At 65.6% G+C, this 14,253-nt stretch carries 10 protein-coding genes and 1 pseudogene; 3 read left to right on the top strand and 8 right to left on the bottom strand.

The genetic code is table 11. The features are described 5' to 3' along the window. Window positions 1-8 precede the first annotated feature (8 nt). Complete coding sequence (locus tag ACFFJ7_RS13495) at window positions 9-755, top strand: phosphonate C-P lyase system protein PhnL (RefSeq protein ID WP_377592980.1); 747 nt, start codon at window positions 9-11, stop codon at window positions 753-755. Next, a complete protein-coding gene (locus ACFFJ7_RS13490) occupies window positions 742-1,914 on the top strand; it encodes an alpha-D-ribose 1-methylphosphonate 5-triphosphate diphosphatase (protein WP_377593035.1) in 1,173 nt (390 codons plus the stop codon). Before ACFFJ7_RS13495 ends, ACFFJ7_RS13490 begins: the two co-directional genes overlap by 14 nt. Before the next feature lie 67 nt (window positions 1,915-1,981). On the opposite strand, the gene ACFFJ7_RS13485 is transcribed toward ACFFJ7_RS13490, so the two are convergent. The 3 genes from ACFFJ7_RS13485 to ACFFJ7_RS13475 form a co-directional block, all read right to left on the bottom strand. Continuing rightward, entirely contained in the window at window positions 1,982-2,887 is a 906-nt protein-coding gene (locus tag ACFFJ7_RS13485; RefSeq protein WP_377593034.1) for a glutaminase, read from the bottom strand. A 138-nt stretch (window positions 2,888-3,025) separates the two neighbouring features. Beyond that, entirely contained in the window at window positions 3,026-4,339 is a 1,314-nt protein-coding gene (locus ACFFJ7_RS13480) for an MFS transporter (protein ID WP_377592979.1), read from the bottom strand. A gap of 120 nt (window positions 4,340-4,459) precedes the next feature. Then, on the bottom strand, window positions 4,460-5,668 hold the full coding sequence (locus ACFFJ7_RS13475; protein WP_377592978.1) for a M20 aminoacylase family protein: 1,209 nt from the start codon (window positions 5,666-5,668) through the stop codon (window positions 4,460-4,462). Window positions 5,669-5,937: 269 nt separating this feature from the next. Between ACFFJ7_RS13475 and ACFFJ7_RS13470 the strand changes: the two genes are divergently transcribed. Further along, window positions 5,938-6,846 (top strand): LysR family transcriptional regulator, encoded by a 909-nt coding sequence (locus ACFFJ7_RS13470; RefSeq protein ID WP_377592977.1) that lies wholly within the window; start codon window positions 5,938-5,940, stop codon window positions 6,844-6,846. Window positions 6,847-7,007: 161 nt separating this feature from the next. Here the strand turns inward: ACFFJ7_RS13470 and fhuB are convergent, their stop codons facing one another. From fhuB to ACFFJ7_RS13445, 5 genes and pseudogenes are all read right to left on the bottom strand, one after another. Continuing rightward, window positions 7,008-9,050 carry a Fe(3+)-hydroxamate ABC transporter permease FhuB gene (fhuB, locus tag ACFFJ7_RS13465; RefSeq protein WP_377592976.1) on the bottom strand — a complete coding sequence of 681 codons (2,043 nt, stop codon included), beginning with the start codon at window positions 9,048-9,050 and terminating at the stop codon, window positions 7,008-7,010. Then, window positions 9,028-9,933, bottom strand: a complete 906-nt coding sequence (locus ACFFJ7_RS13460) for an ABC transporter substrate-binding protein (RefSeq protein ID WP_377592974.1) — start codon at window positions 9,931-9,933, stop codon at window positions 9,028-9,030. The genes fhuB and ACFFJ7_RS13460 overlap by 23 nt, the downstream gene beginning before the upstream one ends. A gap of 6 nt (window positions 9,934-9,939) precedes the next feature. Continuing rightward, complete coding sequence (locus tag ACFFJ7_RS13455; RefSeq protein WP_166950367.1) at window positions 9,940-10,749, bottom strand: ABC transporter ATP-binding protein; 810 nt, start codon at window positions 10,747-10,749, stop codon at window positions 9,940-9,942. Next, window positions 10,746-12,893: a TonB-dependent siderophore receptor gene (locus ACFFJ7_RS13450; RefSeq protein ID WP_377592972.1), complete on the bottom strand. Its 2,148-nt coding sequence runs from the start codon at window positions 12,891-12,893 to the stop codon at window positions 10,746-10,748. Before ACFFJ7_RS13450 ends, ACFFJ7_RS13455 begins: the two co-directional genes overlap by 4 nt. A 201-nt stretch (window positions 12,894-13,094) precedes the next feature. Next, window positions 13,095-13,994 (bottom strand): annotated as a pseudogene (locus ACFFJ7_RS13445) (helix-turn-helix domain-containing protein); the annotation flags it as partial. Between the last annotated feature and the right edge of the window lie 259 nt (window positions 13,995-14,253).

Here is a 14,253-nt window from a genome sequence, read left to right as displayed (position 1 = left end):
AGGACGCCATGAACATACACGCCTCCACATCGCGCGCGCCCGCACCGGTGCTGCGCGTCGAAGGGCTTTCCAAGCAGTTCGAGATGCACCACCTGCAGCGCACGCTGTTTGCCTTCGACAACATCGGCTTCCGGCTCGACGAGGGCGAGTTCATCCTGCTCACGGGTGAAAACGGCGCCGGCAAGTCGACGCTGCTGCGCACGCTCTACCGTTCCTATCTGCCGCGTGCAGGCCATGCTTACTATCACACGCGCGAAGGCGTGATCGACCTCGCCGCGGCAGCCGACGTGGATATCGCCGTCTTGCGCCGCCGCGAAATCGGCTTCGTGACGCAGTTTCTCAATGCCCGCCCGCGCGTGGCCGCCGAGGAGATCGTCGCCGAGCCGCTGCGGCTCGCCGGCACGCCCCACGCCGAGGCGCTGGAGCAGGCGCGCCGATGGCTGACCGCCTTCGGCGTCAAGCCCCAGCTCTGGCCGGCCTATCCGTCCACCTTTTCAGGCGGCGAGCAGCAGAAGGTCAATCTCGCCCGCGCCCTGATCCTGCCGCAGCGTCTGCTGCTGCTCGACGAGCCGACCGCCTCGCTCGACCGCGACGCGCGGCGGGCGCTGGTCGAGCGGCTGGCGGAACTGAAGGCGTCCGGCGTGGCGATGATCGGCGTCTTTCATCATCCGGAAGACGTCGCCAGCCTGGTCGACCGGGAAATCAGACTGGAAACCATACGGATCGCAGATGGGGCAGACGATGTGGCTGAGTGATCTCGAAATCGTGCTTGCAGACCGCGTCATTGAGCGCGGGGCCGTGAGAATCGAGGACGGATGGATTGCCGAGATCCGCGAAATGCCGGTTACGGGCGCGGATTTCACCGGCGGCGGACGGCTGTTGTTGCCGGGCTTCATAGACATGCACGGCGACATGATCGAGAAGGAGGTCGAGCCGCGCCCGAACGTCCGCATGCCGCTGGAACTCGGCATCTATGAACTCGACAAAAGGCTGGCGAGCAGCGGCATCACCACCGCCTATGCCGCGCTTTCCTTCAACGCCGGCAATGTTCAGGGCCATATCCGCTCGGAAGACAATACCCGCAGGCTGATCGAGACGCTGATGGCGATGAAGGGCGAGCTGCTCGTGGACCATCGCGTCCACGCGCGCTTCGAGGTCACCTTCACCCGCGCGCTCGGGGTCGTCGAGGCCCTCCTGCGGCAGGGCGCGGTCGATCTGATCTCGCTGATGGACCACACCCCCGGACAGGGTCAGTATCGCGACATCGAAAAGCACATCGCCCATGTCGCCGCAGCCCGGAAGATCGGCACGGCGGAGGCGGCCGAACACGTCCGCCAACGCATCGCCCAGCGGGACGAGGCGGGTGACAGTATGGAAGTGGTGCAGGGGCTGGCCGGACTTGCGCGCGAGCATGGCGTCATCCTCGCCTCCCATGACGACGACAGCGCCGCGAAGGTGGCGCTGCTGCACGGGCTGGGCGTCACGATCAGCGAATTTCCCGTGACGATGGAGGCCGCCACCGAGGCGCGGCGTCTCGGCCTGGCAACCGCGATGGGCGCGCCGAACGCCCTGCGCGGCCTTTCCTACTCCGGCAACCTGTCGGCGCGCGAAGCCTTCGCCGCCGGTCTGCTCGACATTCTCGCCAGCGATTATCATCCCCCGGCGATCCTGCCGGCCGTGCTCGCCCTCGGCGAGACAGGCACCGGCGGCCTGCCCGCGGCTGCGGCGCTGGCAACCGCCAACCCGGCCGCAGCCCTCGGCCTTTCGGATCGCGGCCGGATCGCTGAGGGAATGAGGGCAGACCTCGTCATCGCCGAAAGGGGGCGCATCCCGCGTCTTCGCGCGACCATCAGGGGCGGGCGGCCGATCTGGTCGGACGGGGTCATCGGCCCCTTGCCCGCAACGACAGCCTGACGATAGCGGGCATGATCCCGGAAGGTGCGACTGCAGGCATATCCGGAAAGACTGAGCAAGGTTCTCCTCAGAATACGGACCAGTTCATCTGCCTGCACAAAATCTCGAGCGCTTCGGTTCCCAGCAGCGAATTGCCCTGCTGATTGAGGCCCGGCGACCAGACCGCGATGGAGGCAATGCCGGGCACGATCGCCAGAATTCCGCCACCCACGCCGCTCTTGGCCGGCACGCCGACGCGGAACGCGAAGTCGCCGGATCCGTCGTAATGGCCGCAGGTCATCATCAGTGCGCTGATGCGCCGGGTGCGCTCGGGCGCCACGACCTGGCGGCCGGTCACGGGATGCCGGCCGCCCGAAGTCAGGAAAAAGCCGGCCCGCGCCAGTTGCCGGCACGACATCGACAGCGCGCATTGGTGATGGTAGACGCCGAGCACATGCGTCGGCAAATTGTCGAGGTTTCCGTTGGCCTTCAGCAGGTTCGCGAGTGCCGCGTTCCCGAAGCCCGTCGCCATTTCAGCCTGCGCGACGTGGCGGTCGACGGAGATGCGGTCGTCGTCCGCGAGCGATTGCACGAAGCGCAGGATTTCGCCGATGGCTTCCTTGGGTTGATGCGTTGCAAGCAGCACATCGGCGATGACGATCGCTCCCGCGTTGATGAACGGATTGCGGGGAACGCCCTTTTCGTGTTCGAGCAGAACGATGGAGTTGAATGCGTCTCCCGAGGGCTCGCGCCCGACCCGGCTCCACAATCCGTCGCCCTTCTTGCCGAGCGCCAGCGTCAGCGAAAAGACCTTCGAAATGCTCTGGATGGAAAATTCTTCGTCCGCATCGCCCGCCACCAGCACCGAATTGTCGCGCAACACGACCGCGATACCGAATTTTCGTGGATCGATCCGGGCGAGCGGCGGAATGTAGCGCGCCACCTCTCCGCGCTCGACGCGGCTGGCCATCTGCTGGACGATGTCCGGCAGCATTCCGGCCAGACGGGCGTTCAGACCGCCGTCCGCCAGATCGCTGTCCGTATGCTGTCCCGCGTGAGGCATGGCGGCCGTCCCGGTCGATGGTCGCTGCCGCGGCGTTCCAAACCGGCCGCCGCGGCAAAATGGGCGCATTCAGCGCCTGACGTCATAATGCCGCGTTTCAGGCAGCATGGCCATCGCCACGAGGCTGATGATGCTGGTGCCGACCACGTACCAGGCCGGCGCCACCGCGCCGAAAACGCCGATCAGCCAGGTGATGATGAACTGCGTCGTGCCGCCGAACAGGGTGGCGCCAACGGCGTAGATCAGCGAAACGGCCGTCGCGCGCAAGGCGATCGGCATCATCTCCGGAATGGCGATGAGGCTCGCGGCGCCGGTCATCGACGTCAGCGCCGTGATCGTCGCCGTGACGAGCAGCAGCACCGAGGCATCCTTCGAATCCGACAGCCAGGTGAACAGCGGCACGATCGCGAGAAGCAGCAGGACGCGCGGCCAGATCATGACGTGCTTGCGGCCGTACTTGTCCGCCAGATAGCCGGAGATCAGTGCGAAGACGAAAGTCGCCGTGCCGCCGAGTACGGTTGCAGCCTGGGCGAGCGTCGGGGAGAGCTTCAGCGTCTGGATGGCGTAGGTCGTCATGTAGTTGCCGACCTGGGTGGAGACCGTCGTCCCCAGCATGACGAGAATGCCGAGCGTGAGATAGCGTGCCTGTTGCCTGACCACGGAGGTGACGATCTCCGTGCCGCTCTTGTCGCTCGGCTTTTCCAGCGTCTCGGGCAACGAGCGGCGAATGTAGAGGGCGATCGGAATGAGTGCCAGGCTGAGGAGGAACGGCACACGCCATCCCCACGCCGCGAGGTCCTCGGGGGAGAGCGACCACGAGACCAGAACGCCCATAAGGCCGCCGACCACCACCGCGATGCCCTGGCTTGCGAACTGCCAGCTCGCATAGATGCCGCGCTTGCCGTTCGGTGCCGCCTCGATCAGCATGGAGGATGCCGGGCCGACCTCGCCGCCGAGCGCGAGGCCCTGCAACAGACGACAGACCAGCACGATGATCGGCGCGGCGATGCCGATGCTGGCATAGCTCGGCGTTGCGGCAAGGCCCAGGGTGCCGACAGTGATCAGCGAGACGGTGAGGATCATCGCCGCGCGGCGGCCCGCCTTGTCGGCGAAAGCACCGATCAGCACGCCGCCCAGCGGGCGGGTGAAGAAACCGACGCCGAAAACCGCGACGGAAGCCAGCAGGCTCGCCGTTTCGCTGCCCAGCGGGAAGAATGTCTTGCCGATGTAGACGGCAAAGAAGGAATAGACGATGAAATCATAAAATTCGAGCGCGTTTCCCGCGACCGCCGCGGCGACCGCCTTCACCGGGACGGGCGTCGTGCCCGCACCGGTAAAGGCGCCCCCTGCCATCGTAGCGGTCGCTACGTTATTGTTGTTCATGAGCTTGCCCCGTAATAGCCGTTTCAGGAGAAGGAGCCGGGCCTCCGTCCGGACGAAGATTGACGAACGGGAGCCGTTTTCCGATCCCGGTTAATGGAAAACGGCCCCATGCCTTGCACCTCAGGCCGGCGAAGCGGCCTCCAGATATTTTTCGACGAGCGCCGTCCAGTAGACCGCGCCGGGGACGATGTTGGCGTCGTTGAAGTCGAACCGGTCGCTGTGAAGCGCGAAGTCCTTCGTCGCATCCGCGCCGGCGTTGCCAATGAAGATGTAGGAGCCGGGCCGCTGCTCCAGCATGAAGGCGAAATCCTCGCTCGCCGTCAGCGGCGTCGTCTGCTCGACAATGCCCGCATGGCCCGCCGTCTCGCCCGCCACCTCGCGACCGACCCGGCGGGCGAACGCGGTCTCGGCGGCCGTATTCACCAGCGCGGGGTAGCCCCGGCGATAATCGACCCGCGCCTCTACGCCGAAACTGGCCGCCTGGGCCTTGACGAGCGCCGTGATCCGCTCCTGCAGCAAGTCCCTGACGGCGGCGCTGAACGAGCGCACGGTGAGTTCAAGCCTTGCGGTTTGAGGAATGACGTTGTCGGCCGTGCCCGCCTGCATCACGCCGACCGTGATGACGCCCATCTCAAGCGGATCGACGTTGCGCGCCACGATGGTTTGCAGGGCCATGACGATCGCCGCCGTCGCGACCACGGGATCCGCGGCCTTGTGCGGTGCCGCGCCATGTCCGCCGCGTCCCTCGATCGTGATGATCACGTTGTCGGAGGCAGCCATCATGGCGCCGTCGCGAAAGTTGAGCTGCCCCTGCGGAAGGCCCGGCATGTTGTGCATGCCGAAGATGGCATCGCAGGGATACTTGTCGAACACCCCTTCCGCGATCATGCGGGCGGCGCCGCTGTCCGGCTGGCCATATTCCTCCGCCGGCTGAAAGATCAGGTTGACGGTTCCCTCGAAACGGCTCCGTTCTGCAATCGCTTTCGCCGCTGCGAGCAGCATCGTCGTGTGGCCGTCGTGCCCGCAGGCATGCATGACGCCGGCGTTGACGCTGGCATACGGAAGGCCGGTTTCCTCCGCGATGGGCAGCGCGTCCATGTCGGCGCGCAGGCCGATGGAACGCGGACCGTTGCCGCGCCGCAACTGGCCGACCACGCCCGTCCCGCCGATATTCCGCTCGACCGCATAACCCCAGCGGGCCAGAAGATCGGCCACGATGCCGCTCGTCCGATGCTCGTGAAAGGCAAGCTCAGGATGACGGTGAAGATCGTGACGCAACGCGATGAACTCGCCGGCGTTCCGCCGGACCAGTTCGCTTATCTCTTCCATGACTGAAACTCATCCTTTGAGAGCGGGACGATCTGTCATCATCTCTCTTCCTCCCGCCTTTTTTCTTTTCTATGCAATTGCTTACAGGAAATGGCATCCGCTTTCCGGATGACGCGCCGAAGCATGTTCCGATCATTCCCGAACGAAAAACACTTCTGATCGAAGAGCGCTCGCACAGAATGGCTCACGCTAAGATCGGCCTTCCTATTTGTCTAATGAATAGTAATTTTATATATGATGCATATCAGGCATGGATTTGAAGGGTCGGCATGAATATCCAGCAGCTACGACATTTCGTTGCGCTCGCCGAGCGGGGATCGTTCACACGTGCCGCCGCTCACGCCCATCTGACGCAGCCGGCGTTGTCGCGCAGCATCGCGCAACTGGAAGCCGAACTCGGCATGAAGCTCGTGGACAGAATCGGCCGGCGCTGCGAGGTGACGGCCTTCGGAAGCGTGATTCTCGAACATGCGCGGCGCGTTCTCTTCGAGGCGGATGAACTGGTGAAGGTGGCCCGGCAGCAGATTGCCGGTGAGGCGGGCCGTATGCTGATCGGGCTCGGGTCCACGCCGAGCGCGCTTCTGACGGCACCATTGCTCGGCCGTTTCGCGGAAGCCGGCCGGCCGCTTCACGTTCTGCTCCTGCACGGCGCGATACCGCAGCAGGTCCAGGCGCTGCGCGAGCGTAAGCTCGATATGCTGGTGGTGGAGGTGCGAGGTGTCATGCCGACAGTGGATCTGCAGATCGAGCCCATGCCGATCCTGCGAACCGGCTTTCTCGTCAGGCCGTCCCACCCCCTGCGACATCGCCCCGCCGCGTCGTTCGACGATCTGCAGCCGTGGCCGCTGGCGACGACGCTTCTGGCGGAAGAGCAGATCCGCATCCTGACGACGCTTTATGGCCCGCATGCGCATCCCGACGAGAGTGTCGCCTTCCATTCCGACGCCATCGATGGACTGCTGCAGACTGCGAAGACCAGCGATACCATCTATTATGGCGTGCTCGCGCCGGCCCATTCGGCCATCCTCGGCGGCGAACTGGTGGAGCTGCCGATCCATCCGGCGCCCGATCCCTCGCAGTTCGCCATCGTGCGTCTGGCGGGGCGCTCCATGCCACCCATGTTCCCGTTCATCCGCGAACTCGTCCGCAGCCTGATGGACGAATGGAGCACCATCTGACTGCACCGGTCGGCGCCGGCAGTAAGAGTTTCAGATCAGTAGGTTACCGGGACACCGCGCCGGCCGTGCGTTGCCTCCGGTTTCCGGATCGCCGGATCGGGCCTTGAGGGCCCATCGCGCCGTGCAAGCGTTGGGCGCGTCGGTCGCGGGCGCTCTCCGTTTCAGCGTCCCGCGCCGGCGCGGCCACGGCCGAGCAGCCAGATCAGATATGGGCCGCCGAGCAGGGCGGCGAACAGGCCGAGCGGTAGCTGGTAGGGAAAGGCCACCATGCGTGACAGCCAGTCGGACAGCATCATCAGCCCGGCGCCGATCAGGACACTGCCCGCCATGCAGGGGAGGGGGCGCGCGAGGCCGATGAGCCTCGCCAGATGGGGGGCGATCAGGCCGATGAAACTCAGCGGACCGACGAACAGCGCGGCGGTCGCCGTCAGCAGGCCGGCGAGCGCGATCAGCGCCGCATGGCTTCGCCGCACCGGAACGCCCAATGCCCGTGCGGTCACGGCGCCGAGTGGCAGGATGTCGAGCCAGCGGCTCATGAACGGAAGCGGCGCGAGCAGCGCCAGCGCGGCGAGCCCCGCCAGCAGCGCCTGTTCCGGAGCGGCCATGTTCACGGAGCCGCTGATCCAGCGCAGCAGCGCGAGTGCCTGCACACCGCCGGTGGCGATCACCGCCGTCAGCACGGCCGAACACAGCGCGCCCATGGCGACGCCTCCGAGCAGCAGGCGCTCCGGGCCGAAACCGCTGCGGGCGGCGATAGCGAGCATCAGCACAAGGACGATGACGGCGCCCGACGCGGAGGCCGCGAACTGGATGCCGATGCCGGGATCGTCGACGAGATAGAGTACCGCAGTGAGCCCCACGCCCGCGCCGGTGCCGACGCCGAGGATCTCGGGACTGGCGAGGGGATTGCCCGTGACCCGCTGCAGCAGCATGCCGGCGCCCGCCAGCATCGCGCCGCTCGCGGCGGCGATACCCATATGCGGCGCCCGCCATGTCAACAGGTCGGCGAACAACGCGCCGGTGGCGATGGTCCAGCCGTCCGGTCCGCGGCCCGCCGCAAGGCCGACAGCCGCCATGCACAGACAGGCAACGACGATGACGGCGACCAGTCGCCACGGCCGCTCGCTGCGCGCTCCCGCGGCAAGGGCGGCGTGCAGCGACGGCCACTCGGCTATGCGGATGCGCGGCAGAAGCCACAGCAGCAGCGGGCCGCCAAGCAACGCCGTCGCCGCGCCGGTGGGGATGCGCTCGCCATTGCTGCCCGCGGTCAACTGGATGCAGCCGTCGGTCAGCCACAACAGGATCGCACCGATGAGCGGAGCGGCGACCATGCGCGCCCGCAGCGTGCGGGCGCCGCCGAGATGTGCAAGCGTGGGCGCGGCCAGGCCGACGAAGCCGATCACGCCCACCTGGGCGGTCACGGTCGAAGCGAGCCATACCGCGAGCGCGATCACCATGAGCCGCATGGTGTCGACGGCCAGCCCGAGACTGCGGCTCGCCGCGTCGTCCAGCCCGAGAATGGCGAGTGGCCGCAGCAGCAGCGCGGCAGCCGCCGTCACGATGACCAGCCGGGTGGCGATGGCCGTGGTGGCACCCCAATCCTGCTGGGTGAGCGAGCCGCCGCCCCAGATGAACAGCGAGAACATGTAGTCGCCATTGGCGAGGATGAGCGCCGTGCTGGCGGCTGTTGCCGTCAGCGCCGTCATCATGCCGGCGAGCACCACGGAAACGGGCTCCAGCCCCCGCCGCCAAGTCAGCGTCAGGATGAGCGCCGCCGCGCCGAGGCCGCCCGCCAGCGCGACCCCCTCGCGTGAGATCGCCATCAGTCCCGGGGCTGCGATGGTGGCGGCCGCCATGGCGAGCTGGGCGCCTGCGGCGATGCCGAGCGTCGACGGTTCGGCCAGCGGGTTGCGCAGCACCCGTTGCAGCAGCAGGCCGGCAAGGCCGAGCGCCGCCCCCGATACGAGCGCCACGGCGGCGCGGGGAAAGAGACCGTGCGTGAGGATGACCCGGCCGATGTCCTGCATGGGCGGCGCGGCGAAGGCGGGATCGGACAGGTGCAGCACTATCCGCGCCGCGAACAGCGCGGCCGCGAGCAGGGCCATCGCACCCCAGAACAGCCATGGGCGGGCGGATCGGCGCTCACGTGCGAGATTCTCGGCCAGACTTTCAGCCAGACGTTCACCCATGAGAGCGTCCGCCATCAGAAACGCTCCCGTCGCCGTTCAGGGGGGCGGCGAGGAGTTGCGCGAAGCGGCGGGCGGACGGCAGCGCGCCGAAATGATTGACGGGTGCCATAAACGTCACGCGCTTTTCCCGCACCATGGGCAGCGCCCGCCACAGGGCGCTCGTCGCCAGGACGCGGCGGACTTCGGGAGGCGTCGGCTCCACGACGACCAGCCGTGCTTCGGGCACGCGCGCCAGCGCCTCGATCCCGACAGGAGCGGCGGCGGAATAGCTTGACGCGCCTTCCCATGCATTGGCGAAGCCGAGCATGCCGAGCACATTGCCGAACAGGCTGTCGTCGCCGAAGGCGCGGAAATGGCGCGCATCGCCCAGGCTGACGACGAAGACCGGGCGTCGCTCCGCGCCCGAAAGACGCTCGCGGATCGCGGCGAGTTCGCGGCGGGTGCCGTCGATGACGTTTCTTGCCTCGTCCGCCAGGCCGAGGCGCTCGCCCAGCGCCGCCGTGACCTGCTCGGCCCGGGGATAGGGCGGCTCGCCGTGTCGGAACACAGTTGCCGAGAACACCGGCGCAATGCGTTCGTAGAGCGGTCTCATGTGTTCATAGAAGTTCGAGATCAGGATGAGGTCGGGCTGGACGATGCGCAGCAGCTCGAAGTTGGGCGTGCCGCGCAGTCCGAGATCGGTGACGCTGTCGGGCACGGCCGGCACGATCACCTGCCTGCGGAACTGGATGAGTTCTGTTGCCGCCACGGGTATCATGCCGAGCGCCAGCGCCGTTTCCAGCATCGCCCAATCGATCGCCGCGATGCGTTGCGCCGTTCCCCGCGCCAGCGCGGCATTCCCGAAAGCCATGCCCGCCAGGGCAAGCGCCGCGCGGCGCGTTATCGCGTGACGATGCATGGCCGTTCACTCAACGTAGGCAATCGGCCTGCCGGTTCCGGGATGCGGAAATATCCCCATGCGCAGGCCATAGAGTTCCTCCAGCACGGCAGACTTCATGATCGCCTCGGGCGCGCCGCGTGCCATCAGCGCCCCGTCGCGCAGCGCGAGGATGTCGTCGCAGATCGCGGCGGCCATGTTGATGTCGTGCAGCACGACCACCGCGCCAAGCCCGCGCGAGCGGCTGAGTCTGCGCACCAGCGACAGCATCTCCGCCTGATGGGCGACGTCGAGCGCCGAGGTCGGTTCGTCGAGCAGCAGGCAGCGGGTATCCTGCGCCAGCATCATCGCAAGCCAGACCCGCTGGCGCTCCCCGCCCGACAGGCGGTCGACGAGCCGGTCGCGAAAGCCCGCAAGGCCCGTATCGGCCAGCGCCTCGTCCACCTTCAGCCGGTCGCGCGCGGTGAAGCGGCCGAGCGCTCCGTGCCACGGAAAACGGCCGAGCGCCACGAGTTCCGTCACCGTCATGCCCTCGGCGGGCGGCGTGAACTGGGGCATGTAGGCGACGGAACGGGCAAAATCGCCCGGGTTCCAGCTCCGGATGTCCTGCCCCATGAAGCAGAGACGTCCGCCGGTCGGATCGAGTTGGCGCGCCAGCATCCGGATGAGCGTGCTCTTGCCCGAGCCGTTGGGACCGACGAGACCGTGAATGCGCGCGGGTGCAATCGACAGCGTGAGGCCGGGAAGGATCGTGCGGGAGCCCGCGGAAAAACCGACCCCCTCCAGCTCGTAGAGGGGGACGGTTGAAACATCGGCGCTGTCGATACGGGATGTCATAAATCGATATGGGCCTTGAACTTGAACACGCGCCCCTCGGCATAGCCGCACGAGAACTGGGTCTGGCAGCTCGCGACGTACTTCTTGTCGAAGAGGTTCGTTATGTTGAGATCGACGCCCCAGTTGTCGCGCTTGTAGCCGATCCGGGCATCGAACACCGTGGCCGACGGCACCTTCAGCGTGTTCGCATTGTCGACCCAGGAGGAACCGACATAGCGGACGCCGCCGCCCAGCACGAGGCCCTTCAGCATGCCGCTGTCGAAGGTGTAATCCACGCCCAGCGCCGCCTGCTGCTCGGGGACGATAAAGGGTGTATTGCCGATCAACGACGTGTCGGCGTCGTCCGTGATCTCAAGATTGAAGGCGGTGAACGACGCCAGCACGCGCAGGTTGTCGGTGATGTTGACCTTGGCTTCCAGTTCCACACCCTGGGAGTTGACCTCGCCGATCTGGGTTTCGGCAAGATAAGGCCCGGTGATGACGTTCTGGCGCGTGAGATCGAAGAAGGACACCGTGAACAGGCCGTCGACGAAAGTAGGCCGGTACTTGACGCCGACTTCGTACTGATGCCCGCTCTCCGGTTTGAACATGTTGGTGGCGAGCGAGGAACCGACCGAGGGCAGGAAGAAGGTCGCGACGCTCGCATACGGCGTGATGCCGTTGTCGAACTCATAGGCGAGACCGGCGCGGCCGGAGAATTTCGCGTCCGTGCCCTTGAATTCGGGCGTGCCCTTGGCCTTGGTGTCTACATAATCGTAACGCCCGTTCAGCGTCACGATCCAGCCGTCGCCGAAACGCAACTGGTCCTGCACGTAGAGACCGACCTGATTCTGCTTGATGTTCTGATCGATATACGCGCTGCGCAGGCCCTGCAACGCGCCGTAGACGGGAAATACGGCGCTGATGGGCGTTGCCGCGCCCGTGGCCTGTATCTGGTTCATGTCGACATACTTGTAGTCGAGCCCGAACAGCAGCCGGTGATTGATCGGCCCGGTGTTGATATCGCCCTCGATCTGGTTGTCGACGGTCACAGTCGTCAGATCGGTCTTGTGGCCGAAGTTGATGCGCTCAAGGAGAAAATCCGGGCCGGCGGGAACCGCGGAAAAGCCCTGATAGCCATAGGCATAGAGCGAGCTTTCCTCGATGTCGGCGTAGCCGAACCGGAAGTTCTGCCGCACGGCCCAGCGATCGTTGAGGGCGTGCTCCAGCTCGTAACCGACGCTGACCTGCTGGCGTTCGTAGAAATCGATGTCCGGCTCGGTGAAGTTTGCGTCGCGGCGGATGCGCCCGAAGGGTGCCGGGCGCACGGTGCCGATATAGGGAAGGAAGGCACCGCCGCCGTGGTTCTGGTCGAAGAATGTATAGTTGCCGAGCACTGTCAGGGTGGTGTCGCCCGTGGGCCGCCAGGTGAAGCTCGGCGAGAAGGAGCCGCGCAACTCGTCGGCGAAATCCGTATAGCCATCGCCGCCGATGAAGATGCCGGAAAAGCGGTAATCGAACTTGTCGGTCAGCCGGTCGCCGATGTCGACGCCGAGATAGGCGGTGCCCGCGTCGTTGATGCCGGCCTCGAAGTAGCGCTTGCGCTCGCCCGTGGGGCGCTTGCTGATGTAGTTGACGATGCCGCCCGGATTGCTGCCGCCGTAAAGCACGGAGGCCGGCCCGCGCAGGACCTCGATGCGCTCCCGATTGAAGGTGTCGATGTAGAAGCCGGCGAAGGCATAGCTGAACAGCGGCAGGCCGTCGAGATAGGTGCCGCTCTGCGTCGCCTGGAAACCCCGGATGAACATCCAGTTGGTATCGCTGTCAGGCCCGAAAGGCTGTGTGAACACACCTGGCGTGTAGCGCAGCGCCTCGTCGACCTTCTGGGCGCCCTGATCGTCGAGCTGCTGGCGGCCGATGACCGAGACCGACTGGGGAATGGCCTCGATGGGTGTGCTGATTTTCGCGCCCGTCGCGGTGCGCCGCGCGACATAGCCGTTGACGGGACCGGTCGCCGATTCGCTGCCTGCGGTCGCCTCGATGACCACCGGATCCAGTGTGGTCCCCGACGCGGCCTCCTGCCCGAGCGCGGACCAGGACAGGCCAATCGTGAACAAAGCGGTCGTATACAGGAGTGTAAAGCTTGAGCCGGGGCGCGCTGCCATCGTCATTCTTCCGCACGTCGCCAGAAGCCGTCACGCTGCGGCGCAACCGTTTCATGGCAGTCCATCTTGTCGCACGGCGTGTGTAGCATCGACCGCCGGATACTGGATTGAACGTTCTTGTGCTGGATCGGACGATTCTGGCTTGTTGTGGACACCGGAGCGGAACATTCCCGACGGTGGCAGACGGGAAACGGAGCGTGCGGCGACGTGGTCGCGCTTCCAGGCTGCGGGTGTCGTTCCAACCATCTTGCGGAAGATGCGTGTCAGATGCGCCTGATCCGCGAAGCCCGTCATGGCGGCGACATCGGGCAGCGAGGCATCCTGATGTTCAAGCAGTTTCTTGACCTTCTCTATCCGCGCCCGCATCAGCCAGCGATGCGGCGGGAGGCCTGTCGACGCCTTGAAGGCGTGGCTGAAATAGGATTGGGACAGTCCCGTGAGTTCCGCGAGTTCCTCAAGCCGGATCTGACGCAGGCAATTGTCCTCGATGTAAGCGACGGCGCGGCGCAACTGCCATTGCGACAGCCGGCTGCGCGTGCGTGGCTCCTTCTTCTCCAGCTGAAGAACCGCCGTCAGCAATGCATTGATCAGGCCGTCTCCGTACATGTCGTCCAGACCGCTCGGCTGCATGCATTCTTCCGCGGTCAGGCGCGCAAGCCGGAGAACCCGGTCGTCGGCGAACATCAGGCGTGGCGTTTCGAGGCGCCGGCTGTCGACCTTCTCGCCCATCCGCGTCTCAAGGGCACGCCTGTCGAAATGGAGATCGAGATGCCTCAGTCGCCGCAGCGGCTCGGCGCGCGACCAGATGCGCAAGTCCGCCGGAATATAGCAGATGGGGTTCCCGCCGGCGCTCGCGGCGTGATGGACGGCGCCGTCGGCCGAGTCGACGATGTCGATCCCCGCATCCGCCATTCCGGTGCCGGCGGTCTGTTCCAGAACGATGAACAGGCGCGGGTCTGGCGATACGTACTCGCCCCAGGCGCCTCCCGGGCAAGCAACCTCCCAGACATCCGCGACCACGCCGCTCCACGAACGCCAGCTCAGGGGGGAGACGACCTCGACCCCGACATGAAAGCTCTGCATCCGGGGGCGGAAAGACATGGCAAGAATCCGTTTGGCTCACAGAATTTATTTAGAATAGTTATATTTATGGTCAGCATAGCTCAACTAGTCAGCATTCGTTATCACAACGAGCGGCGGTTGCAAATCTATATTATATTTTAATTATAATTCATCTAACTATAGTTATACGAGAGCGGGTGCGAAATTTCGGTGGGGAAGTTTCTCTCACGCCGGAGGTGAAGTTCCGGTCCGGGTATCGACAACCCCGCCATCATCTCTCAAGAAGAAAATATTGTTT

Source organism: Pseudochelatococcus lubricantis (assembly GCF_042432495.1).
GTDB lineage: Bacteria > Pseudomonadota > Alphaproteobacteria > Rhizobiales > Beijerinckiaceae > Pseudochelatococcus > Pseudochelatococcus lubricantis.
Note: the sequence above shows the minus strand (reverse complement) of the source record. Positions and strands in the feature narration are given on the sequence as shown.